The following is a 22,968-nucleotide window of genomic DNA, read 5'->3' as shown; positions in this document are numbered from 1 at the left end:
AAATGTTCTCCTACCTCCCGGGCTACTACGAAACTTCCCGGGTCATGCAGGCAGACATGAATGCTAAGGGCACGGAGTTGGACCAGCTCTTCGCAGCGTTGGACGAGACGCTGCAGCAGTTCTTTGTGCGCACGGCCACCTGGGGCCTCGATCGCTGGGAGAGCGAGTTGGGCATCGCGACCGACCTTAGTAAGCCGCTTGATCAGCGCCGTGCCGTCGTCGAATCCAAGCTGCGCGGCAGCGGGAAGTTTTCGGGGCGGCTGGTAAAGAGTGTGGCGGAGGCGTATGATAGCGGAACGGTAGATGTGAGCTTTCAGCCTGCAGATTGGAGCTTTACCGTTAAATTCGTGGACACTTTGGGTATACCGCCTAACCTGAATGACTTAAGGGCGGTCATCGATGAAATTAAGCCGGCACACTTGGCCGTAGTGTACGAATTCAGTTATTTGTTAATCCGAGAAATCCATAACGTGCTTACTCTTAATGAAATTGAGCAAATACCACTAAACAAATTTGCAGGAGGTGATCCGGTTGGCCAGTAACACACCTAATCTAAATTTGCTGAAGAAGGATCCGGTGGTGGATGGCGCCGATACTTTTAACATCCAAACGATGTTGAATGATAACTGGGATAAGATCGATCAAGCCGTGGGGGAGGTCAGGGAGGAGCTTCAGGACATCGATATTCCCCTGGCTTCCCTGACTAAGCCTGGCATCGTGCAGATCTCGAACTCCACCAACGGAACCCGGGAGGACGTTGCTGCAACGGAGAAGGCGGTCAAAGCGACCTTTGATACTGCCACAGCAGCACAAACCACGGCGAATGCTGCAAATCTGGCGGCAGCGGCGGCGCAGGCCAAAGCAGATGCAGCTGAGACGCCTTCCGGGGCGCAGGCAAAAGTAAATGCCGCCGTTGGCTCACTGCCCAGCTTGCTCACAACGGCCAAAGGCAATACGGTTGCCGCGATCAACGAGCTTTTTACATCTGCCAGTAACGGTAAAAATGCGGTCGCTGCCGCGATTACTGGCAAAGGCGTACCGGCATCAGGCAGCGATACATTTGCGCAGTTGGCGGGGAAGATAGGGCAGATTGTGACGGGCAAGAAGTTTGCTACAGGTGTAGATATTAAAGATTATATACCTAGTGGGTATGAACTTATTGTCAATGGACTAAATTTCAACCCGTCTTTGGTTTTTGTAACATATGTATGGACCTACCAAAATCCGAACTATTCACAATATATGGAGATATTGGTGTCTCCCAATCTTAGTCAAACGGTAAGCCAAGTCACTGGTGTATGGGTATATTTTACTTTTTCGGATGTGGCGACGTTTAAATCTGATTTCGGAACTATTACACCGGGCGGCTTTCGAGTAAAAGCCCCTTTTAGTGGTGGTGGATCAGCTCCTTATCACGTAAAGTGGTATGCATATGAGTAAGAAGATGAATTTAATTACGAAGGGTGTTGACAATGATCAGAATGTTTAGAAGTAAAGACCGCGCAGAAGCAATGGAGTTTACGGAACCATCAACGATACAGGAGATCGCAAAATTCACGGGGTTGCGAGTCACCGCCGAGTATAATCCGGATGGAAGTATCGCACGGGCCGGAATAATCAGGAGTGCAGGAGAAACGCCGCTAGTCGTACATCTCGGGCAGTATGTGTATAAGGAAAATGACGGGAAAATCGGCGTTTACGATTACGAACAACTCATCGAGAAGTACGAAGAAATCACAGAAGAAACCGCATCGTAAGGGAGCAAAAATCTATGTTCTAAAAACTCCTAAAATAATCTATTAATTTACATCATTTAGGAGATGGGTGTATAATAGAGTCGAAAATCGGCCGGTACTAACATTACCGTCGTCTGTTTTTGCTACAGAAGTAACGCCTGCCGCTATTGGAATTGGGGATACTAAAGAAAATGCTATCACGGCTCGCAATGGTGATTACTTTCAACTGTTTATTCAAAATAGTCAGGATTTGGACTGGTTCGTCTATACTAATAATACTGGTGAAATGGGAAATTTCCGTGCCTTCTTAAACTCTAGTGATTATGAGAATTTTAGAATTGGATGTCAAATTAAATATCCTGATGGAAGGGAATCATCAATTTTTTATAACGATCCTTATATAGGACCAAGCCTTATCATAGGTGATATTTTAGTACCAGATGGAGCAAAAGTGTATATTGTGGTGAGAAAGACGGACGATAATCTGGCACAGTACCGGCTGGGTTTCTCAGCTCCATAATTATTATTCTTATCGAAAGCACCCTCAGGGGTGCTTTTTCTTATGCCCTTAGAGACGATCTTGAGGATATGTTGTCGGAGGGGAAAGGAGATACGCATGAAGGATGTCACACTAATAACTGCAGTTGTGTCCGTGCTGACGGGGTTAAGCGGGATGGCGCTAGGGTGGGCGGGTCGAGCCAGGACAATCCGGCAGGATGTTGCACAGGAGTCTGCGGCTGATGCGGTACAGCGGGCGGATGTAGAGTACATCAAGCGGGGCGTTGACGACATGAAAGTGGGGCAGAAGCTGCAAGGCCAGCGATTTGAAGCTTTCTCCGAGCGGCTGACGCGCGTTGAGGAATCGGCCAAACAAGCCCATAAGCGGATCGATCGGCTGGAGGAATAATCGCCCTGTGAATTATTGAGTTACAGAAACAAAGAGGCTACGCCACAGCCTCCCCGGTGGAACCTCCAAGATCAGGATGCAGATAATAACCCGCACTTTGACGCTAACCTGGGCGGATTATTTTCGTTCTTACGCAGCACCTCCCATCCGGAGGCGGTACTGTCCCACCCAAGTTTAGTTGTATATGCTGAATTATACCAAGAGTCTGCTAAATATCGCAGGCTCTTTTCTTTTATTCTTATGTGCCCCAGAATCGGACAAACAAGCGCACAAGCGAATGAGCTACCATACAGAATAATATAAACGGAAGGGGTGAATCGCATATGGATACACGAAAATACCGAATTGAGAGGCGGTACGTCGCGATCCGGCCGAACGTAAGACCCGGGACGAGATTGTCGACCGGAACGCCGGAGTTTTTTGTGGCGCATGATTCGGGGAATCCGGGCGCAACGGCGGACAATCACTATGCCTACTTCAACTCCCAAACGAATCGCTCGGCCTCGGCCCATGTGTTTATCGACGATACGAAAATCCTTGAAATCATACCGACCGGCACCGGAACCGACCTGGCGGAAAAAGCGTGGCACGTGCTGTACAACGTCACTACCGACAACGACTTGTTTGGCTATGATGCCAACGACGCGGCAATCGGGGTGGAATTTTGTTACGGCGGGCGCATAAACTTTACGGAAGCGTACAAGCGGTATGTCTGGTATCTGGCGTATTGCTGCAGCAAATGGAATAAGAATCCTTACGTCTATATCCCGACCCATCGTCAGTTGGATCCCGCGCGAAGAAAGGATCCCGATCAGGCTTTGGCCACGGGCGGGAAAACACTGAACCACTTGCTGGACGACATCTCGGCTGAAATTAACATCATGCGCGCTCCCGGTCCGACGCCCAACTCGAATACGTCGTTTGCCCCATTACCTGCATCCATAGCGCAGTCTTTGATCGACAACTATGTATCCCCGGCTTGGTTCGCCTCGCAAGCGAAAGGAGACCGGGTTGGAATGACGCATTTTCACAATCTGGCAAACAATCTGCGGGTAGCTTCGGGAATCCCGCTGACCGCTTCCGCCGCACCCGGCCCGTTGATTCCGCTGCCGAAAAGCAACGCGCAGGAAATCATCTTCCGCTGGCTTTCCCCGGCTTGGTTTAAAGCACGGGACGAGGGGAACAAGGCGCGGGCACAGCATTTTAACAATCTGGCGAATTATCTGAGGCGGGCCGCGGGCATTCCGGAGCAATAATAAGGAGGGTAGTCATGCAAAACGAAATTTTAACCAATGTGTTGGCCTTTGCCTCGGTTTTGTCCGTATTCGTATTAGCTTTGGTCCAACTCGTCAAAACGACCATCAACCTGCCCAAAAACCTGATCCCCTTCATCGGGCTCGTCATCGGCGTATTGGTCGGAGCCGCAGCTTACCCGTTTACGGAAATGGAGTTGGTGCTGCGGCTGTGGGCGGGAGGTTTGGCCGGCTTGTCGGCCACCGGATTATTCGAGCTTGGGAACAATCGTCAGGGAATGACGAAAGAGAAGTGATGAAATCCGGCTGATTTATTTTCCAGTTGAATAAAGAACATCTGTTTGCATATAATACAAACAAACGTTCTTATTTGGAGATGATTCGGGTGGAAAAATACATCGGCCAGACCGTAGAAATCATCTACGTCGACCGTGCGGGCAAAATTACGCAGCGGCGGATCGAAGTTCATGATGTGCGAGGGGATTTGGTGCGGGCGACCTGCTTGGCTTCCCATGCGCCACGGGCTTTTCGGATCGAGAATATATTGGCTTGGGCTCCTGTGACAAAAGGGCGGCATCATGCCTCCTGAACCTCCCTAGCCTCCCATTGTATGGGGCCGCTTCGCTTTTTTGCGAGCGGCCTTTTTTTGCAAGAGCTTATTTTCAGCAAGTTCCATCTTTTTCGCCCAAAACTTCAACCATCAGACAGGCTCCAAGCCGAAAGCCGCGGCGAAATGAAGAGGTTAACTCCATCCCATGGATCTGTGCGTAGATGTCCAATAGCGCTTCCAGCTCTTCAAACTCCTCTTCGGAATGCCGCTCCTTCCAAGTCATCATAGTATACTCTACAACTCGGAAGTAATTTAGAGATGATTCACGAACGTTGGGGATGTACATTGTCAATCCGTTTTCCTTTGTGATAGAATGAAAGCAAATCATTCTGCATAAAATAAAGAGTGAAGATGCGCGAACATCTTCACTCTGACAACAGCCGCTTTGAAGAGCGGTCGGCTGTAGTTGGTTAAAGGAATAGACCCCTTACCTACCACGTGGGCGGTCTATTTCTTTTTGTTTTGGTTTGACGTAGCTACTATCGTAATGACCAAACCGATGAGTGCTATTAATAGCGCTCCGAATTGTATCATCAAAGACAGTGCGTCTTTAACCTCCACAGGCATCACCTCCCATCTGGGGAGACTAGCCGACCACCCATCTAAGCCACTCTGTTGTTAGGGGTATTATACCATATTTAGTAGAATTTTGAGAGCAACTATCTATTAACCACCGACTCATCAAACTCCACGGTCACCGACCCTATTTTTTGCCGGGTATCGGTCTCCACATCAAATCTTCCGTTATGATCTTCATCCGCATAAAAGAGGATTGTGGCATAAGCGTTGGAGGGAGCGTTGACCTCTACTGCGGAGTTGAACCGCCCCTCGCGATCGACCGTTAGCTTTCCTTCTCCTATGAAAGAGTGCCCGTCTTCAATTTGATAGAAAAAATAGCTTTCTTTGAAATTCGATACTTTTCCGGAAATTTGAATTTTTCGGGTATCGAGGACCGCTCCCGAACGGGGCGTATCCAATTGCAGTTCCGCTTTGTTCTCGCTGCAGGCCGCCAGTATAAAAATCACGGCGATCAGCGGTACAACCAAGGCGCTTCTATTTCGAAGAGTTTGCCGAGCTTCGCAAATAAACAACATTTTCGGATATTATCGTAATTTTATGGGATATTTCCTGAACTGCCGGAAGGCTAAGATTACATTAAGCGTACGATAACCCATACGCTGTTTTTCGATGGAAATCAGGCTAACGGGAGGGAGTGGCTTTATGGCGAAAGTGGTATATGTGCCGCTGGACGAAAGACCATGCAACGAGAGGTTTCCCAGGCAACTGGCAAGAATGACGGACGTGACGCTCGTCGTTCCGGATCGTTCCCTGCTCGGGGACAAGAAACGCCCGGCGGATACGAACGCGGTTCGGGAATGGATGATCGAGGCTGCGGAAGGCGCGGATTATTTACTCGTATCGATCGATCTGCTCGTTTACGGAGGGATTGTGCCGTCCCGGCTGCATCATTTATCCCTGGAGGAGTGCTTGCGGCGGCTGGCGGTATTAGGGGAGATCAAACGCCGTTATCCCGGCGTCAAGATCCATGCCTTTAATCTGATCATGCGGGTGCCGAACAACAACAAAGACGAAGAGGAGCCGGATTATTACAAATTCCATGGCGGGCAAATTTTCAAATACAGCTACCTGACCGACAAGGCGGATCAGGAGGCTTTGACCCCGGCGGAACGCCGGGAACTGGAGGAGGTCACGCGACTTATTCCGGAAGCTGACTTAAGCGATTTTCTGGAGCGCCGCGCCGTCAATCAGCAGGTGAACCAGCACGTGCTGACCCTGGTCCGCGAAGGCGTGATCGACCATCTGGTCATCCCGCTGGACGACAATTCCCAATACGGCTTTTCCCGGGCGGAGCAGCAAATGCTGGTTTGCCGCGTGGAGGCGCTGAATGTGCTGGATAAAGTGCTGATCTATCCGGGAGCCGACGAAATTGGCTGCACGATGTTTGCGCGTATTTTCGGGGAACTAAAACAGTATAAACCGGAGATTTTTGTGCGTTATTCCTCCACCAAAGGTCCGCTGGTCAATCCCAAATACGAGGACCGCAGCTTGAACGAAAGTGTCAAATCGCATATTACCGCGGCCGGAGCCGTCCTTGCCGACCATTCCGCCGAGACGGATCTGGTGCTGCTCGTCCACTCGCCGGCCGTCGACCAGGCGCAGATGGCCGAGCAAATCCCGTTCCGGGACCGGCATCGTTCCTATTTCTCGGGAATCCATTACCGGGAGATCGCCGAGGCGATGGGGGCCTACCTGCGCAAAGGGAAACTCGTGGCGTTAGGCGACATAGCGACGTGCAACGGCGGCGATCCGGTGCTGATGAATTTGCTTCAGCAGCAAGGGCAGGTGGACCGGTTAACGGCCTACGCCGGCTGGAACACCTCCGGGAACGCGCTGGGAACGGTCGTCGCCCATCTGGTCATCGCTTCGTACTACGCGGATCGCTGGGCCCAGGGCGAGTCGGTGCAGGGTTATGAGGCGAGCCGAATCTTCTATTACCACCGGCTGGCGGAAGACTTCCTGTATCAATCGCGGGTACGCCAGGACATGCTGGAGAACGATCTTCCCCGGCTGAACGCGAGTTATTATGAGCTGGAGCATTGTTTGGAGCAGGCGGAGACAATTCTTGCCGACAAAATGAAACGGGCGGCCGCGCATTATTTTGCGAATATAAGGGAAGGCGAGATTCGGCTGAACGGACTGCATTTTCCGTGGAGACGCATGTTTGAGGTCGGATTCGAGTTGACGATCGAAGGTTTCGAAGGATTTCGCCCATAAACATTATAACGTTATATTTACCGAACGCCATTTCCGTGTTAAACTTAATCCAATCGTAAACATGACAACGATAACTTAAAAGAGGCGAGCAAAGTGAAGGAAAGAACCGTTCTACGCCATCTGAAAAGGGTGAGTGGGGAGGGGATCGACATCGTGGTCGAGGATGGAAAAATCGCCGAAATTGCCGGATCCGGTCAGGCCCGCGGAGATCGGGAGTGGGACGGATCCTCCCTTTACGTCTCCAGCGGCTGGATCGATATGCATGTCCACGCGTTTCCGGAATTCGATCCGTACGGCGACGAAATTGACGAGATCGGCGTGAAGCGGGGCGTCACGACGATCGTGGACGCCGGCAGTTGCGGAGCGGACCGGATCGGCGATCTCGTGGCGAGCGGCGAACGGGCGGCGACGAACCTGCTAGCGTTCTTGAACATCTCGCGCATCGGACTTAAACGCGTCGACGAATTGTCACGCCTGGCCTGGATCGACCGCGATCGGGTGAAGGAAGCGCTCGCGGATTACAGCGACTCCATCGTCGGCCTGAAAGCGCGGATCAGCCAAAGCGTGGTCCGGGAGAACGGCGTCGAACCGCTGCGCATCGCGCGGGAGCTGTCGCGCGAGACGGGGCTGCCGCTGATGGTGCATATCGGTTCGGCACCGCCCGATATCCGGGAGGTAATTCCGCTGCTGCAGCGACAAGATATCATTACCCATTATCTCAACGGCAAAGCGAACAATCTGTTCGCTGCATCGGGCGAACCGCTCCAGGTGCTCCGCGACGCCGTCGGCCGGGGCGTACACCTCGACGTCGGCCACGGCACGGCGAGCTTCTCCTTCCGGGTGGCCGAAGCGGCCAAGCGGCACGGCATCAACCCGGATACGATCAGCACCGATATCTACCGGGGCAACCGGCTGAACGGCCCGGTGTACAGCATGGCGAACGTGCTGAGCAAATTCCTCTATCTCGGTTACCCGCTGGAAGAGATCATCGCGGCGGTGACCACGCGCGCCGCGCAGTGGCTGGGAAGAGAGGAGCTTGGCCGCATCCGGGTCGGGGACCCGGCCAATTTAACCTTGTTTGCCGTCAAGGAAGAACCGACGGTATTGATCGATTCGGAGGGAGAACGGCGCGTCTCGGACCGCCGCATCGAAGCTAAAGGAGTGATTGTCCATGGAAAGTTCATTGAATGCGAAGTATGGGCTTAAACGCGTCATCAACGCCAGCGGGCGGATGAGCATCCTCGGCGTGTCCGCGCCGACCGACACCGTGATGGAGGCGATGAAGCGGGGCGGCCAAAGCTACGTCGAAATCGCCGATCTTGTCGATAAGGCGGGGGACTATGTCGCCAAGCACGTCGGTTCGGAGGCGGCGGTGATCGTGAACTCGGCATCCAGCGGCATCGCTCTATCCGTAGCGGCGATCGTGACCCGGGGCGACCGGCGCAAGAGTCTGCGTTTGCATCAGGAGGAGATTCCCCGTAACGAAATCATCATCCTGAAGGGCCACAACGTGCAATACGGCGCACCGGTGGAGACGATGGTGTATCTCGGTGGCGGCAAGTTGGCGGAGGTCGGCTACGCCAACGAAGGTCGGGCGGAGCATATCGAAGACGCGATCGGTGAGAACACGGCGGCGATTCTGTACGTGAAATCGCATCATGCAGTGCAGAAGAACATGATCTCCGTCGAGGAAGCGTGGGAGGTGGCGAAGCGGAACCGGGTGCCGATGATCGTGGACGCGGCGGCGGAAGAGGACTTGCAAAAATACGTGAAGTTCTCCGATTTGGCGATTTATAGCGGCTCCAAGGCAATCGAAGGGCCCACTTCCGGGATCGTCGCCGGGAAACGCGCCTACATCGAATGGGTGAAGGTGCAATTGCACGGCATCGGACGGAGCATGAAAGTTGGCAAGGAAACGTCCTTCGGCCTGCTGCAGGCTTTGGACGAGTATGCCGCCAAACCGGACAACAGCGAGCGGGAAAAAGCGGCACTGCAGACGCTGATGCCGCTGGGCGATCTCCCGGGCGTCCGGGTTTCGATCGTGCAGGACGAAGCCGGGCGGGCAATTTACCGGGCGCGGGTGCAGGTCGATCCGCAGCAGGCCGGAATGACCGCGAAGGAAATGGTTCATGCGCTGCAAACCGGTGACATTGCGATTTATACCCGGGATTATGGGGTCAGACAAGGGTATTTCGATATCGATCCGCGCCCGCTGCTGGGCGACGATATCCAGGTGATTGCCGCAAAAATACGCGAATTGGCAGGAGGACGTTAAGATGTTGCAGATCGCAAAACGATTTTATAAAAAACGGGTGGCCCTCAACGTATTGGCCAAAGATATTGCCAACGCCAAGGAAGTGTTCGAAGCGGCGGAGGGCTACGTGCTTGTCGGAGTGCTCTCCAAGGACTACCCTACGGTGGAGGAAGCCGTGACGGCGATGAAAGCGTACGGCCGGGAAATCGACGACGCGGTGTCGATTGGCCTTGGCGCCGGCGATAATCGCCAAGCGGCGGTCGTCGCGGAAATCGCCAAGCATTATTCCGGCAGCCACATCAATCAGGTGTTCCCGGCCGTCGGGGCAACGCGGGCCAATCTCGGCGCGCAAGACAGCTGGATCAACAGCCTGGTTTCGCCGACGGGGGAGGCCGGGTACGTTAACATTTCCACCGGTCCGGTCAGCGCCGCTCAGGAGAAACCGGCGATCGTTCCGGTCGAAGCGGCGATCGCGCTGGTGCGCGATATGGGCGGCAATGCGCTCAAATACTTCCCGATGCAGGGGCTTAGCCGCGAAGATGAATTGCGTGCCGTGGCGGCGGCCTGCGCCGAGGCCGATTTTGCGCTGGAGCCGACCGGCGGCATCGACCTGGACAATTTCGAGGCGATCCTGCGCATCGCTTTGGAAGCCGGCGTTCCGCAGGTGATCCCGCATGTGTATACTTCGATCATCGACAAGGCGACGGGCAGCACTCGGACCGAAGACGTGCTGCTGCTGACCAAAATCATGAAAAAGCTGGCGGACCATTATGCCTAAACGCGTTGCGGCCTTCGGGGAAGTAATGATGCGCCTGCAGGTGCCGGGGTACGATACGCTGGCGCAGAGCGATACGCTGAAGTATTCCTTTTCGGGCACCGGCGTCAACGTCGTGTCGGCTTTGTCCCGGTACGGGCATGCCGGTGCGCTGGTTACGCGGTTGCCGGACAATCCGCTGGGCGACGCCGCGGCCGCGTACCTGCGCAAGCTAGGCATTGACACCGCGCGCGTGGTAAGGGGCGGCAAATACGTTGGCATGTATTTTTTGGAGAACGGCTTTGGCCTGCGCCCCAGCCGCGTTACGTACTCGAACCGGTTGGACAGCAGTTTTAACACCGCGCCCGAAGAGGCCTACGATTTCGCGGACATCGCCGCCGGCATCGATGCGGTCCACTTTTGCGGGATTACGCTGGCGATGAACGACGGCGTGCGGGCGCACATGACATCGTTTGCCGAAGCGGTCAAGCGGCAAGGGGGCAAGGTGATTTTCGACTGCAATTACCGGCCGTCCCTTTGGGGGGAAGGCGGTTACGCCCAAGCCAAACCGCATTACGAAGCGATGCTGCGGCTGGCGGACATCGTGATGATGAATGAGCAGGACGCTTTATTTACGCTGGGGATGACCACATCCCGGCGAGAACGGGAGGAGCAGCTGGCGGAGCTGATTCCGGCCGTGGCGGAAAGCTACGGCATTTCCGTAATTGCCGGTACGCACCGCCGGATCCAGGGCGACAATACCCATTCGCTGCGCGGGTTTCTCTATAAGGGCGATTGCCTTCATTTCTCCGATCGGCTGACGTTCTCCGTCTATGATAGAATAGGGGCAGGAGACGCTTACGCCAGCGGGATCATCCACGGCGAACTGCAGGGCTTCGCCCCGGAGCGAACCGTCCGGTTTGCGGCGGCGGCGGGCATGCTGGCGCATACCGTGCCGGGCGACACCCCAATGGCGACGGAGGCGGAAATCCTCCGGGCGATGGAGCAATCCGCCGCCGGCGATGTGGAAAGGTAGGGAACAGGGTCGTGAGTTTGTCCCGTAAAGATAGACCGTTGTATTTACAAATCAAAAACATCCTGAAGGATCGCATTTTGTACGGCGAATACCCGCTCGGTTCGAATATCCCTTCCGAGCCCCAACTGGAGCAGGAATTCGCCGTCAGCAAAATCACCGTCCGCGGCGCGATTCAGGAGCTCGTGCAGGAAGGTTACTTGGAGAAGGGCAGCGGCAAAGGCACCAAAGTGATCCGCAATAAGGCGGCTTCGAAGTGGTCCAAGTGGAAGCACTTCACGGAGATTCTGGTGGAGGAAAACCATCAGATCCGCAAGGAATGGCTCCGTGCCGAAACGGTGCGAAACGAGGCGGGCTCCGAGCTTCATCGGCTGTTCGGGGAGCGCTGCTTAAAGCTGGAACGCGCGTATTTTCTCGACGGCCGGCCTTATATTTTTTACGAGCACTACGTGGCGTCCGGCCGGAAGCAACCGGATCTCGAGGATTTTCGCGATCATTCGCTTTACGAAGTGCTGGAGGAGCGCGGCGTTTCGCTGGACAAGCTTAGGGACGAATTTGCGGTGTCCGTTCCGCCGGACGAGGCGAAGCGTTTCTTGCGGTTGGCCGACGGGGTGCCCGTGCTGAAGCGGTCGCGGTATTCGCGGGATGTCCAGGGAAGAGTGGCCGAGTACAGCGTCGGCTATTACAATACGGAGCTGCAAAGTTACATTGTCGATTATGACGCGTAACGCGGCGTTTCTCCGGCTGCAAGAAGCGAGAAGCTGTTTGCAGGCCCTCCCGACAGGCGGGTTCTCCCCGTTTCGGGACGGCTTTTTCAATGAGGTCAACACTCGCTGTCTGGACGCTTTGCACAGTTATCCCGTTTGATCAGACCATGGAGCGGAGAAACGGACAAGCTTGGAATGTCCTAGCCTAGCCTAGTCCCTACCCTTGCTCCCTTAACGAAAGGGATAATCGTGCAAAGGCGCAAGCAGACACAACAAGACCTGAATTTATTCAGATGATTTCGAAAGTTTATGGGATATTTCCGTGCGGGGGCCGAGGCTATAATAACAGTAAAGATCAATATTTAAGGGGTTTCATGAGGAGGAGCACAGATGAAGATAACGAGGCATCCGGAAAATCCGATCGTGGTACCGGGAGGTTTCGAATGGAGAAAAGTAACCGTATTCAATCCGGCGGTGATCATCGATAACGGCAAATTTTACATGATCGAACGGACGGCAGGCTCCCTGGCGCCGTGCAAAAACTTCCTGGGCCTGCTGGAAAGCGAAGACGGCGTGCATTTCACCCATGTGAAGGACGAGCCGATCGTCACGCCGGACATGCTCGGTTTCCCGTACGGCAGCGTGCAGGACCCGCGGATCGTAAAAATCGACGATACGTTCTACCTGAACTATGCGCTGCGGCCGTGCGCGATGAGCTACTACCCGACGGGCCGGGGCGTGCCGGAGCGTTCGATCCCCGAGTATCCGGACGGGTGGGGCGAGCAGGAAGGCCACTGGCTGACGCGTTCGTCGATTCTCGCCTCCAAAAACCTGATCGATTGGGAGTTCGTGGCCGACACGACGCCGCTTGACATCAACGACCGCGACAATATCCTGTTCCCGGAGAAAATTAACGGCAAGTTCGTGCTGCTGCGCCGGCCGGAGGAATACGTAGGCGAAGCGTACGGCACGGAAAAAGCGGCGATGTGGATCACCTATTCGGACGATCTTGTCCACTGGGAGGAGCCGAAGCTGCTGGCGAAGGCGGAAAACCTGGCCTGGGAATCGCGCAAAATCGGCGGATCGACGCCGCCGGTACGGACGGATCGCGGATGGCTCGTATTGTATCACGGCGTGGACGACGAGGTGGTCTATCGCGTTGGCGCGATGCTGCTGGATCTGGAAAATCCGGAGAAAGTCATCGCCCGCACGAAAAACTTCATCATGGAACCGGAAACGTATTACGAGAAATTCGGCTACCAGATTCCGAACGTCATTTTCCCGACGGGGAATGTCGTCAAAGACGGGTTGCTGTACATCTACTACGGGGTGACCGATACGGCGATCGCGTTGGCAACGGTGCCGGTCGAGGAGCTTGTCGATTATATTCTGAACGAGCCGCAAGCCTAATCGTATTTGCATTTGAATGACCGCGTAAAGCGGTTATTCAAAGAGTACTTTTTGCAAACGCTTACCGTTATAAATGTTATGTTATATGACACAGTTTTCTGAAAATGAGATGAATCACATCAAAATCAGCGGGATATTTCGGATATAATCGAAAATTTATAGGATATAGTTGAATGAACGTAGCTTTTATAATAAGTAATATAACAGGTGGAGTAACAAAAACGACCATATCCTGTTATGTTTATGGATCTTGATCCAAATACCATGAGAAGAGGGTTGATTATGGGCAAAACACACAGAGGCAAAAAAGCGGTGCTGCTCGGTTTGGTTGCGGTGCTGACGCTGTTCGCGGCGGCTTGCGGCAACGAAAACGCGGCGGGCGGCAACAACGCCGGCGGTGCAGGCGAGGCGGAGACGATTACCTTGAACATGATGCATCCTTGGACCTCCCCGAACGTGGACAACGAAGTCTACAAAGCGCGGATCGCCGAATTTGAAAAACAGCACCCGAACATCGTGATCAAGCAAGATGGCGTGCCGTCCGCCCAGTATAAGACCAAGCTGCGCACGCTGGCGGCCGCCAACAACCTGTCCGATATCAACGTCGTTTGGCCGGGAGCGGATTTGTCGCCGCTCGTTGCCGGGAATCTGCTTCAGCCGATCAACGATCTGATGGACAATTGGGGTACGATTTTACCGGAAGCGGCGCTTTCCGGGTTTAACGTGGACGGACAGCAATATGCGGTACCGACCAAGCAGAATTTCGTAGACATCATTTATTACAACAAAGAGATGTTCGCGCAAGTGGGTTACGATCAATTCCCCGACACCTACGATCAATTCATCGATGCGGTGAAAAAGCTGAAAGCGGCGGGAATTACCCCGATTTCGCTCGGCAACAAGGAACAATGGCCGTTGCAATCGTCTTACATCTCCATTATTGGCGACCGGTTCACCGGAAGCGATTTCCTTCCGGCCGTGATGGAAGGCAAAGCGAAATTTACCGACCCCGAGTTCGTCAAGGCGCTTGCGGTGATCGACGAGCTGACGAAGTTGGGCGCCTTCAATACGGACGCCAACAACATGGATTCGGTTCAAGGCCAGGACTACTTTATCCAAGGCAAAGCGGCCATGCATATCTCCTCCGCAACCGTTGACGGAAGAGTGCGGATTAACAACGATGAGGGAGACAAGTTCGGCATCGCCCTGTTCCCGAGCGTAGATGGCGGTAAAGGCGATCCGCAGAAGAGCGCCGGGATCGTACAATACGGCATCGCCATCAAGAGCGGGCTAGACGAGAAGAAGAAAGCGGCTGCCGAGGAGTTCTTGAAGTTTTTCGTAAGCGAAGATTTGTATAAAGAATTGATCCGCAATGGGGTGGTCGTGCCGGCTAAGGTGGAAGTTCCCGAAGACGCCAGCCCTTATCTGAAAGAGATGCTGGCGCTGACCGGAAATGGCACCGCCCCGGTATTCGACAGCGTCATTCCTACGCAAGTGGTGGACGTCATGCAGAACGGACTGCAAGCGTTGACCGTGGGCCGCGGCACGCCGGAAGAGCTGGCCAAGGAAGTTCAGGAAGCGATGGAAAACTACAGCAATTAACGAGACGTCTTTCAAATTCGATGCGTGATAGAAAACCCGATTCCCGGGTTTTCTTCATTCATCGGGATTGAACCTAAATTCGACATAAAGGAGGGAACCACTGATGCAAACGTTACGAGGCACGAAACTGGCGATTTTTCTCGGGTTGTTTCCGGCGCTTGTCATCTATTTGGGCATTGCCATCGTCCCGATCGGGATTTCGCTGTACTATTCGTTGATGGATTGGAACGGCATCGGTTCGATGCGGTTCGTTGGTCTTGACAATTTCGTAAAGATCCTGGGCGACGACACCTTCTGGCTGTCCGTCAAAAACAACGTCATCATCATGGTGACCGGCCTGATCGGCCAGATTCCGCTGGGTTTATTGCTTGCGCTTCTGCTGAACAAAGGGCTCAAAGGATCCGGATTTTTCCGGACGGTCGGCTTTATGCCGGTCGTGATTTCATCCGTCATGGTATCTCTGATCTGGGGGATGGTTTATAACACGGAGTACGGGATGCTGAACAATCTGCTGGGCATCATCGGCCTTGACGGCTGGAAGCAAAATTGGCTCGGCGATGACCGGTGGTCGATGCTGTCGATCAGCATTGCGTACATCTGGCAGAACTGCGGGCTGTATATGGTCATTTTTCTGGCCGCGCTGCAAAACATCCCCGACGAGGTCAACGAAGCGGCCGAACTGGATGGGGCTACCGGGCTCAAACGGACCTTTCGCATTACGATCCCGATGATTCGCAGCACGCTGATGGTTGGGGTCGTTTACAGCATCAGCAACTCCTTCCGCGTCTTCGACCTGATTCAAATCTTGACGGGCGGCGGCCCGGCGCACCAGACCGAGGTCATGACGATCCATATGTACAACAGCGCCTTCATGAACATGCGTTACGGATACGGCAGTGCGGTTTCGATTCTGATTCTGCTGTTCAGCTTGATCGTGATTTCGCTGGTGAACCGTTTGGGCCGAGAAAAAGATGCTTAAGGGAGGAGGAAACTGCCATGAATAAGAAGTCTGCCGGCTTCCGAATATTTGCGTACACTTTTCTAAGCCTATTCGCTATTATGAATATAGTTCCGCTGTTCTGGATGGTCGTCAACTCTTTCAAAAATGAACAGGAATACGCGGCCAATCCGTTTTCGTTCCCGGAGGCTTTGCATTTTTCCAACTACGCGGAGGCGTGGAAGGTCGCGAATATGAACGTGTATTTTCTGAACAGCCTTTTCGTCACGTTTGCGTCCTTGATCGTGACCGTATTTTTCGGGGCCTTGGCCTCCTATTTTCTATCGCGGTTTCAATTCAAGCTTCGCGGAATCACCTACGGCGTATTTCTGCTCGGCATGCTGGTACCGATTCACGCGACACTGATTCCGATCTTTCTGATCATGCAAAAATTGCATCTGCTGGACACGCATTTATCGTTAATTTTGCCGTATACGGCGTTCCACCTCTCATTAACGATCATTATTCTGGAGGGCTTCATGCGGGGATTCCCCAAGGACTTGGAGGAATCGGGCGTGATGGACGGCGCCGGCATTTTCCGGATCTTCTGGTCGATCATTCTCCCGATTACGAGACCCGCGATGGCCACCGTCGTCATCCTCAACTTTATTTATAACTGGAATGAATATTTATTCGCTTTAGTATTGATCAGCTCGTCTTCTCTCAAGACGTTGCCGCTGGGCCTGGCCAACTTCGTCGGCATCGAAACGGCGAGCCTCACCCTGCAAATGGCGGCGCTGACGATGGCGCTCATTCCGATCATTATCTTCTACCTGCTGCTGCAAAAGCAACTGGTGACCGGCATGACAGCGGGAGCGGTCAAAGGCTAGGTAGGCAAGCGGGAGAGTCCGCTAACGGACTCCAGAGACTTTATTTGACTCTAAACCGGCAGCTCGAAACTGTAACGGACAGAGATTTAACGTCATTACGGTCCGTTACGGATCGGCAGACGCAGACGATGGCGTTGGTACGAAACACTACATCACGACCGGACGGAGGAGCGTGCGATGACGAGCTACAGAAGGATTCTCGGCAGCTTTGGCTTAAAACGAAAGGCGCTTGTCATCTTCCTGATCTTCGTCATCCTGCCGACATTCGGCGTCGGCGTGGTCGTGCAAATCCAATTTAACCAGGTGCTGCGGGACCAGTTCATCAATTCGACCAAGCGAAATCTCGACAACGTCGCGGGGCAACTCGGCGAGCAAACCAAAATGGTCGAGGATATCGCCAATTATTTGATTTTAAGCCCGGACATGCGGAACTTCTTGCGCACATCGCCGCCGCTCGGCAGCGAACAGCAGGCCAACCTGAAGCGCAACATCGAAGATTTCCTGACGTTCCAGTTGATGTCGAAAGGCTACATCCGGGCGATCGAAATTTATGGCTTCAACGGCAGCTTTATCGAGATGGGCGAGCCGTTCAGCGGCGACGAATCGAAATGGGAGCAGGCCGCCAAAGCCCGCAAAGGCGGAATTACCTGGACCGAAGGATATGCGCTCCATAGCGATTGGAACGGCGAGGTTCGCGTCCTGTCGATGTTCCGCGTCCTCAACTCCTACAGCCAGATCACCAAACCGCTGGGAAGGCTGATCATCCGTTTGGACGAAGCGAGCATCGTCGGCCTGTTGGAAAAAGGGATTTTCAAGGATGGAGCCGGGAGCGTGTTCATCGTCGGCGCGGAAGGCCAGGTGATCCTGGGCTCGGCGAACCCGTTGCCGGGTGTGCCCCAGCCGGGAGCGCCGCTACTGGACAAGCTGTCGTCCGCTCGGGGAGATCTGACGTACGAGGTGAACGGCCAGCGTTACTTAACTTTATACAATCGGATGGAAAATACGGACTGGAAAGTGGTCGCCATGATTCCCGAAGCGAAGGTGTCCGAGGAGTTCCGCGGGATCAAGATGACGATGCTGGTCATCCTGACGGCGATTATGCTGCTTGGTTTGACCGCGTTGATCGGGTTCCATTACACGATCATCCGCCCGATTTTGCGCCTCAAAAAGGAAACCAGCAAAGTCACTTACGGCGACTTCAACGCTCGGGTTCCGGTCAACTCCAACGACGAAATCTCCGAGTTGAACCGCAAGTTCAATGAGATGGTCGCGACGATCCAGCAACTGATCGAGCATAAGTACAAGCTGGAGCTTAGGGAGCGGGAATCCGAGCTGAAGCTCATGCAAAACCAGATGGACCCGCATTTTCTGTACAACACGCTGGATATGATCCGTTGGACGGCGCGTTTGGAACGGGCGTCGAAGTCGAGTCAATTGATTGAAATGCTGTCGAAATTTTTCCGGTCCAGCTTGAACAACGGGAGCTACCAAACCACGCTGCGCAAGGAGCTGGAATTTGCCCAGTCTTACTTGTATCTGCAGCAGCGCCGGCTTGGGGAGAAAAAGTTGAAATATTCCCTCCATACCGAGGCGGGCATTGAGGAGGCCGTAACGTTGAAGGCTACGATCCAACCGCTGGTGGAGAACTTTATCAAGCACGGCCTGGATCGCGGCAAGCCGTTCGGGGAAGTGAACGTTCGCTGTTACGCCCGCGAAGGCGAAATCCATGTGGACGTGATCGACAACGGCAAAGGAATGGATCCCGGCAAGGCGGAAGCTATCCGGAGCGCCCTGGATCGGTCGGGAAGCGGCGGAACCAGGGAGGGAGCCATGTCTAATATTCACGAAAGACTATCGATCTTTTTCGGACAGGATTACGGTTTGGAGATCGTCGATACTTCGGCCGAAGGCACGTGGGTACGGCTTCGTTTCCCTTTTGCCGAGGCCTGTCATCCGGGAGGTGAACCTCATGAATCCTGATCTTCGAACGAATGTGGAGCCTGCGGGCGCAGGCAAACGCGTGAAAATGCTGATCGTGGACGACGAAGCGGTCATCTGCGAGGGGCTGCGATATACGATCGACTGGACGATGCTGGGCGTGGAAGTCGTAGGCGAGGCGTATGACGGGAAAGAGGCGCTGCGGCTGGTCGAGGAGCACGGCGCCCAACTGGTGCTTTCGGACATCCGCATGGACGGCATGGACGGGTTGGAGCTGGCCAAGCAATTGCGGCAACGGCATCCAACGGTGCAGGTCGTCATGATCAGCGGGTATGAGGATTTCGAATATGCGCGCCAGGCCATCCGGCTTGGCGTGGAAGACTACCTGCTGAAGCCGGTCGACATCGAGGAATTGAGCTCTGTCGTGAAAAAAATCGTTGCCGGCATCCGGACCGGCGACATGGAAGAGAAAGCTCGGGAAATCGAGCTGTGGCTTTCGGGTATGGCCCGGCACGGCTCGGCGTACGGCAAAGAACCGCCGCCTTCGCTGGACGGCGTCCAATTCCGCATCGTAGCGACCCAACTGGCCGACTTCCACGAACGATTCGCCGGTATGGAAGCGGATCGGTACGAGTCGATCCAAGAGGCATGGCTGCTCGGGCTGCACCGCAGCCTGGACAGAAGCCCGATCCGAGCGGTGTCCGTTTTCGACCATGAAAATCTGCTGATCACTTTACTGGCCTCGGAGGAACGGGCCGAACCGAACGCGTGGGCCGAGCGGCTGGCATCGGCCGTGGGGTCGTTTGACCCCGGGGCGGGGGGCCGGATTTATTGCGGGGCTTCCGCCGTGTACGAGGACCTGGGGGAAACCGCCGACCGCTGCGCCGAAGCGGTGCGCCTGCTGGCGCTTCATGTGCTGGACGGCCGCCGGGTCCTGACGGCGGACTACGGAGAAACGGCGTTGTCCGGCCGATCGTTGCCGGGCTTCGACATCACGGAAACGGTGCAGGGTCTCGTCTCCGCATTATTCAAACAGCACCGGGAGGAAGTCCGCCGGGCGGTGGAGGGGATGTTCCGATTTTTCCGGGAATCGCGTTACCTGCTGCCGGAAGCCTGGAACCTGTACGAGGAATTGTTCGCGCTGCTGCGCCAGCGCTTGCGCAAAAGCGGAATGACCGGGTTGGACTATGCACGCCGGGGGCAGCCGGACCCGAATATTTATAACTCCTATGCCGGTCTCGAAACGGTGGTTCTGGAGGATATGGAGGAGCTTCAGCAGCTCATCGATCAAAACGGGATCGACAAGTCCTACTGGATCGTCGAAAAAGCGAAAAGATTTATCGTCGACCGTTACCGAACGGACCTTAAAGCCTCCGAGGTCGCCGCTTGGCTGAAAATCACTCCAAGCTATTTCAGCTATATTTTTAAGCAGAGTACGGGGAAGGGCTTTACGGAATACATGAACGAGATGCGGATCGAGCAGGCCAAGAACCTGCTGGCCACGACGCAAGATAAAGTATTCGAGATCGCGGACAAGGTCGGTTATAAGGAATACAAATATTTCGTGTCCGTATTCAAGACCTATACGGGCATGACGCCGAAAGAATACCGCGGCCTGCGCGTCAGTCACGAGGCGCCCGCGGGCGGCGGGGATACGACGGTGACGGCCGGCAGGGAACCGGCCAGAGACTAGGAGGCGGCCGGACGGCATTTGAACCGCCGGCCGAGAAGCGGGGGGAACACGGATGGAAACTTATAAACGGCCGTCCGCTCCTTTGGAAGAGCGGGTGGCGGATTTGCTGGGTCGGATGACGCTTCGGGAGAAGGTGGGCCAACTCAATCAGCGCATGTACGGCTGGGACGCCTACCTCCGGAAAGGCGAAACGTTCGAACTGACCGATGCGTTTAAGAACGAGGTGGCCAAAGGCGGCGGGATGGGGGCGCTGTACGGCTTGTTCCGCAGCGATCCCTGGTCGGGCGTGGATTACGGGAACGGCATCACAGCGGCGGATAGCGCGAAGGTGGCCAACATGGTGCAGCGGTACGTGCTGGAGCATACCCGACTGGGCATTCCCGTCCTGTTGACGGAGGAATGTCCGCACGGCCACCAGGCGCTGGACGGGACGCTGCTGCCGGTCAATCTCGGCGCCGGAGCGACCTGGAACCCGGAGCTGATGGAGCGGGCATACGCCCATGTGGCGGCCGAAATCCGCAGCCGCGGCGCTCACGTCGGGCTCGTCTCGGCGCTTGATATTTTGCAGGAACCGCGCTGGGGGCGTTCCGAGGAATGCTACGGCGAGGATCCCTATCTGGCCGCCCGCTTCACGGAGGCGGCGGTGCGCGGCATGCAGGGCGACGATCCTCGGAAGCTGGACGCGCCGGACCGTGTCGCTGTCGTCCTGAAGCATTTATGCGCGCAAGGGACGGCTCAGGGCGGGCGCAACGCCGGTCCGGCGGCCATCGGGCCGCGAGAGCTGCGGGAGATTCATCTCCCGGCCGCCCGGGCGGGAGCGCTCGCCGGAGCCGCGGGCTTCATGGCGGCCTACAACGAAATCGACGGTGTGCCCTGCCATGCCAACCGCGATTTGCTGACCGGCATCCTGCGGGAGGAATGGGGCTTCGAAGGACTGGTGATGGCGGACGGCGGCGCGGTGGACCGGCTGCTGGCGCTGACCGGCAGCCATGAGTCCGCGGCGGCGCTCGCCTTGGGATCGGGCGTCGATCTCAGCCTGTGGGATACCGCCTTTTCCACACTGGAGGAAGCGGTTCGCCAGGGGCTGGTGCAGGAGGCGGACATCGACCGGGCGGCCGCGCGTGTGCTGCGGCTGAAATTCCGGCTGGGCCTGTTCGACCGGCCATACGTGTCGGAGCTCCGGGCCATTTCCGTCGTGGGCAGTCCGGAATTCCGGGACGTGAACCTGCAGGTCGCCCGTGAATCGGCCGTGCTGCTCAAGAACGAAGGCCGTTTGCTGCCGATCGTCGGCCGTCCGCGTCGGATCGCGGTGATCGGCCCGAACGCCGACCGCTTGTACAACCAACTGGGCGATTACACGAGCGTCCAGCGCGAGGGGAGCGGCACGACGGTGCTGCAGGGCATCCGTTCGTGCGCTCCGGAAGGCGCTGACGTCGTGTACGCCTTGGGCTGCGGCATCCGCGACCGGTCCAAGGCGGGGTTCGCCGAGGCGGTGGCCGCCGCGAAGGACGCGGACGTCGCGGTGCTGGTGCTCGGCGGGAGCAGCGCCCGCGAATTCGGGGGCGAGTTCGAAGACAACGGCGCGGCGATCGTCAAGCAGGGCAGTCCGTCCGAGATGGACTGCGGCGAAGGCGTCGACCTGGCCGACCTGTCGCTCGGCGGGGTGCAGCGGGAGCTGGCTGAGGCCGTCGCCGTAACCGGCACGCCCGTTGTCGCCGTGATCATCCAGGGCCGACCGCATGCGCTCGCCGATATCGTCGGTTTGTGCGACGCCGTCCTCTGCGCGTGGTATCCCGGGACGGAAGGCGGCCGGGCGGTCGCGGAGCTCCTGTTCGGCAGGGCGAATCCGAGCGGCAAGCTGCCGGTGACGCTGCCGCGATCCTCAGCCCAGCTTCCCGTATATTACAATCAAAAGGATCCCGGACGAACCCGAAATTACGTCGATATGCCGTCTGCGCCGTTATACCCGTTCGGCTACGGGCTGAGCTATACGGAGTTTGCTTATGCCGATCTTTCCTTGTCCCGGGACGTCGTCTCGGCGGCGGAACTGGAGAACGGGGAGCGGGTGACGGTTCGCGTCGAGGTGGAAAATACGGGGGCCAGGAGCGGAGCGGAAACGGTCCAGCTGTACATCCGGGCCCGGGAATCGGGCATCACCCGGCGGATCGCCGAGCTGAAAGGGTTTAGCAAAATCGAGCTGAACCCGGGAGAACGCCGCTCCATCGAGTTCATGCTGGGCCGGGAGGAGCTGGGGATTTGGAACCGGGAACTGCGTTTTGCGGCGGTTCCGTGCAAAGTGATCGTTCAAGTCGGGGGCAACAGCCGCGATACGCTTTCCGCCGAACTGGCCGTGACATTGTAAACTTTCGTTATACTTGCAGCGCAAGGATCCGAGGGCAGTTGCCCCCGGTACTTGCGCTGTTTTTTTTTATGAAAATCAAAGTGGGT

The 22,968-nt window shown here is 55.6% G+C and carries 24 protein-coding genes; 21 read left to right on the top strand and 3 right to left on the bottom strand.

Annotated elements, in window-relative coordinates:
- Positions 1–2 precede the first annotated feature (2 nt).
- The 8 genes from ACZF99_RS17930 to ACZF99_RS17895 all read left to right on the top strand — a co-directional run bounded on the left by ACZF99_RS17930 (position 3) and on the right by ACZF99_RS17895 (position 4,485).
- Entirely contained in the window at positions 3–542 is a 540-nt protein-coding gene (locus tag ACZF99_RS17930; protein ID WP_483606432.1) for a YmfQ family protein, read from the top strand.
- The gene (locus ACZF99_RS17925) at positions 532–1,440 is read left to right on the top strand and encodes a phage tail protein (RefSeq protein WP_483606431.1); all 909 of its coding nucleotides are present in this window, start codon (positions 532–534) and stop codon (positions 1,438–1,440) included. Before ACZF99_RS17930 ends, ACZF99_RS17925 begins: the two co-directional genes overlap by 11 nt.
- 32 nt (positions 1,441–1,472) lie before the next feature.
- A complete protein-coding gene (locus tag ACZF99_RS17920; protein ID WP_483606430.1) occupies positions 1,473–1,757 on the top strand; it encodes a hypothetical protein in 285 nt (94 codons plus the stop codon).
- Between the two features lie 67 nt (positions 1,758–1,824).
- On the top strand, positions 1,825–2,256 hold the full coding sequence (locus ACZF99_RS17915; RefSeq protein ID WP_483606429.1) for a hypothetical protein: 432 nt from the start codon (positions 1,825–1,827) through the stop codon (positions 2,254–2,256).
- A gap of 96 nt (positions 2,257–2,352) precedes the next feature.
- The gene (locus ACZF99_RS17910; protein WP_483606428.1) at positions 2,353–2,643 is read left to right on the top strand and encodes a hypothetical protein; all 291 of its coding nucleotides are present in this window, start codon (positions 2,353–2,355) and stop codon (positions 2,641–2,643) included.
- Between the two features lie 323 nt (positions 2,644–2,966).
- Positions 2,967–3,899: a peptidoglycan recognition protein family protein gene (locus ACZF99_RS17905; RefSeq protein ID WP_483606427.1), complete on the top strand. Its 933-nt coding sequence runs from the start codon at positions 2,967–2,969 to the stop codon at positions 3,897–3,899.
- Between the two features lie 14 nt (positions 3,900–3,913).
- Positions 3,914–4,192 carry a holin gene (locus tag ACZF99_RS17900; protein WP_483606426.1) on the top strand — a complete coding sequence of 93 codons (279 nt, stop codon included), beginning with the start codon at positions 3,914–3,916 and terminating at the stop codon, positions 4,190–4,192.
- 26 nt (positions 4,193–4,218) lie between these two features.
- Entirely contained in the window at positions 4,219–4,485 is a 267-nt protein-coding gene (locus tag ACZF99_RS17895) for a hypothetical protein (protein ID WP_483606425.1), read from the top strand.
- 73 nt (positions 4,486–4,558) lie between these two features.
- Here the strand turns inward: ACZF99_RS17895 and ACZF99_RS17890 are convergent, their stop codons facing one another.
- From ACZF99_RS17890 to ACZF99_RS17880, 3 genes are all read right to left on the bottom strand, one after another.
- The gene (locus ACZF99_RS17890; RefSeq protein ID WP_483606424.1) at positions 4,559–4,732 is read right to left on the bottom strand and encodes a DUF6809 family protein; all 174 of its coding nucleotides are present in this window, start codon (positions 4,730–4,732) and stop codon (positions 4,559–4,561) included.
- Between the two features lie 221 nt (positions 4,733–4,953).
- Positions 4,954–5,067, bottom strand: a complete 114-nt coding sequence (locus tag ACZF99_RS17885) for a putative holin-like toxin (protein WP_232282255.1) — start codon at positions 5,065–5,067, stop codon at positions 4,954–4,956.
- Between the two features lie 98 nt (positions 5,068–5,165).
- Entirely contained in the window at positions 5,166–5,597 is a 432-nt protein-coding gene (locus ACZF99_RS17880) for a hypothetical protein (protein ID WP_483606423.1), read from the bottom strand.
- 130 nt (positions 5,598–5,727) lie between these two features.
- Here ACZF99_RS17880 and ACZF99_RS17875 point away from each other — a divergent pair, with 130 nt between their 5' ends.
- The 13 genes from ACZF99_RS17875 (at position 5,728) to ACZF99_RS17815 (ending at position 22,882) form a co-directional block, all read left to right on the top strand.
- Positions 5,728–7,302, top strand: coding sequence for a DUF4127 family protein (locus ACZF99_RS17875; RefSeq protein WP_483606422.1), 1,575 nt, complete (start codon positions 5,728–5,730; stop codon positions 7,300–7,302).
- Positions 7,303–7,395: 93 nt separating this feature from the next.
- The gene (locus ACZF99_RS17870) at positions 7,396–8,508 is read left to right on the top strand and encodes an amidohydrolase/deacetylase family metallohydrolase (RefSeq protein ID WP_483606421.1); all 1,113 of its coding nucleotides are present in this window, start codon (positions 7,396–7,398) and stop codon (positions 8,506–8,508) included.
- A complete protein-coding gene (locus ACZF99_RS17865) occupies positions 8,474–9,577 on the top strand; it encodes a DgaE family pyridoxal phosphate-dependent ammonia lyase (RefSeq protein WP_483606420.1) in 1,104 nt (367 codons plus the stop codon). Before ACZF99_RS17870 ends, ACZF99_RS17865 begins: the two co-directional genes overlap by 35 nt.
- Position 9,578: 1 nt before the next feature.
- Entirely contained in the window at positions 9,579–10,334 is a 756-nt protein-coding gene (dagF, locus tag ACZF99_RS17860) for a 2-dehydro-3-deoxy-phosphogluconate aldolase (protein WP_483606419.1), read from the top strand.
- Entirely contained in the window at positions 10,327–11,346 is a 1,020-nt protein-coding gene (locus ACZF99_RS17855; protein WP_483606418.1) for a sugar kinase, read from the top strand. The genes dagF and ACZF99_RS17855 overlap by 8 nt, the downstream gene beginning before the upstream one ends.
- An 11-nt stretch (positions 11,347–11,357) precedes the next feature.
- Positions 11,358–12,071, top strand: a complete 714-nt coding sequence (locus ACZF99_RS17850; protein WP_483606417.1) for a GntR family transcriptional regulator — start codon at positions 11,358–11,360, stop codon at positions 12,069–12,071.
- A 369-nt stretch (positions 12,072–12,440) separates the two neighbouring features.
- The gene (locus ACZF99_RS17845) at positions 12,441–13,460 is read left to right on the top strand and encodes a glycoside hydrolase family 130 protein (RefSeq protein WP_483606416.1); all 1,020 of its coding nucleotides are present in this window, start codon (positions 12,441–12,443) and stop codon (positions 13,458–13,460) included.
- A 282-nt stretch (positions 13,461–13,742) separates the two neighbouring features.
- A complete protein-coding gene (locus tag ACZF99_RS17840; protein WP_483606414.1) occupies positions 13,743–15,062 on the top strand; it encodes an extracellular solute-binding protein in 1,320 nt (439 codons plus the stop codon).
- A gap of 103 nt (positions 15,063–15,165) precedes the next feature.
- A complete protein-coding gene (locus tag ACZF99_RS17835) occupies positions 15,166–16,041 on the top strand; it encodes a carbohydrate ABC transporter permease (protein ID WP_483606413.1) in 876 nt (291 codons plus the stop codon).
- Between the two features lie 17 nt (positions 16,042–16,058).
- The gene (locus tag ACZF99_RS17830; protein WP_483606412.1) at positions 16,059–16,889 is read left to right on the top strand and encodes a carbohydrate ABC transporter permease; all 831 of its coding nucleotides are present in this window, start codon (positions 16,059–16,061) and stop codon (positions 16,887–16,889) included.
- 177 nt (positions 16,890–17,066) lie between these two features.
- Positions 17,067–18,869, top strand: coding sequence for a cache domain-containing sensor histidine kinase (locus tag ACZF99_RS17825; RefSeq protein WP_483606411.1), 1,803 nt, complete (start codon positions 17,067–17,069; stop codon positions 18,867–18,869).
- On the top strand, positions 18,859–20,520 hold the full coding sequence (locus ACZF99_RS17820) for a response regulator transcription factor (protein WP_483606410.1): 1,662 nt from the start codon (positions 18,859–18,861) through the stop codon (positions 20,518–20,520). Before ACZF99_RS17825 ends, ACZF99_RS17820 begins: the two co-directional genes overlap by 11 nt.
- A gap of 52 nt (positions 20,521–20,572) precedes the next feature.
- Complete coding sequence (locus ACZF99_RS17815; protein WP_483606409.1) at positions 20,573–22,882, top strand: glycoside hydrolase family 3 C-terminal domain-containing protein; 2,310 nt, start codon at positions 20,573–20,575, stop codon at positions 22,880–22,882.
- The last annotated feature ends 86 nt before the right edge of the window (positions 22,883–22,968 follow it).

It is taken from the genome of Paenibacillus sp. JL3B1040 (genome assembly GCF_057063165.1).
This window is presented reverse-complemented; position numbering and strand designations above follow the sequence as displayed.

Excerpts from the sequence above, each read along its gene's own strand:
- dagF (WP_483606419.1), top strand. The coding sequence starts at position 9,579 with ATGTTGCAGATCGCAAAACGATTTTATAAAAAACGGGTGGCCCTCAAC.
- ACZF99_RS17905 (WP_483606427.1), top strand. The coding sequence starts at position 2,967 with ATGGATACACGAAAATACCGAATTGAGAGGCGGTACGTCGCGATCCGG.
- ACZF99_RS17890 (WP_483606424.1), bottom strand. The coding sequence starts at position 4,732 with ATGATGACTTGGAAGGAGCGGCATTCCGAAGAGGAGTTTGAAGAGCTG.
- ACZF99_RS17920 (WP_483606430.1), top strand. The coding sequence starts at position 1,473 with ATGATCAGAATGTTTAGAAGTAAAGACCGCGCAGAAGCAATGGAGTTT.
- ACZF99_RS17845 (WP_483606416.1), top strand. The coding sequence starts at position 12,441 with ATGAAGATAACGAGGCATCCGGAAAATCCGATCGTGGTACCGGGAGGT.
- ACZF99_RS17835 (WP_483606413.1), top strand. The coding sequence starts at position 15,166 with ATGCAAACGTTACGAGGCACGAAACTGGCGATTTTTCTCGGGTTGTTT.
- ACZF99_RS17825 (WP_483606411.1), top strand. The coding sequence starts at position 17,067 with ATGACGAGCTACAGAAGGATTCTCGGCAGCTTTGGCTTAAAACGAAAG.
- ACZF99_RS17875 (WP_483606422.1), top strand. The coding sequence starts at position 5,728 with ATGGCGAAAGTGGTATATGTGCCGCTGGACGAAAGACCATGCAACGAG.
- ACZF99_RS17910 (WP_483606428.1), top strand. The coding sequence starts at position 2,353 with ATGAAGGATGTCACACTAATAACTGCAGTTGTGTCCGTGCTGACGGGG.
- ACZF99_RS17900 (WP_483606426.1), top strand. The coding sequence starts at position 3,914 with ATGCAAAACGAAATTTTAACCAATGTGTTGGCCTTTGCCTCGGTTTTG.
- ACZF99_RS17930 (WP_483606432.1), top strand. The coding sequence starts at position 3 with ATGTTCTCCTACCTCCCGGGCTACTACGAAACTTCCCGGGTCATGCAG.
- ACZF99_RS17855 (WP_483606418.1), top strand. The coding sequence starts at position 10,327 with ATGCCTAAACGCGTTGCGGCCTTCGGGGAAGTAATGATGCGCCTGCAG.
- ACZF99_RS17820 (WP_483606410.1), top strand. The coding sequence starts at position 18,859 with ATGAATCCTGATCTTCGAACGAATGTGGAGCCTGCGGGCGCAGGCAAA.
- ACZF99_RS17840 (WP_483606414.1), top strand. The coding sequence starts at position 13,743 with ATGGGCAAAACACACAGAGGCAAAAAAGCGGTGCTGCTCGGTTTGGTT.
- ACZF99_RS17865 (WP_483606420.1), top strand. The coding sequence starts at position 8,474 with ATGGAAAGTTCATTGAATGCGAAGTATGGGCTTAAACGCGTCATCAAC.
- ACZF99_RS17830 (WP_483606412.1), top strand. The coding sequence starts at position 16,059 with ATGAATAAGAAGTCTGCCGGCTTCCGAATATTTGCGTACACTTTTCTA.
- ACZF99_RS17815 (WP_483606409.1), top strand. The coding sequence starts at position 20,573 with ATGGAAACTTATAAACGGCCGTCCGCTCCTTTGGAAGAGCGGGTGGCG.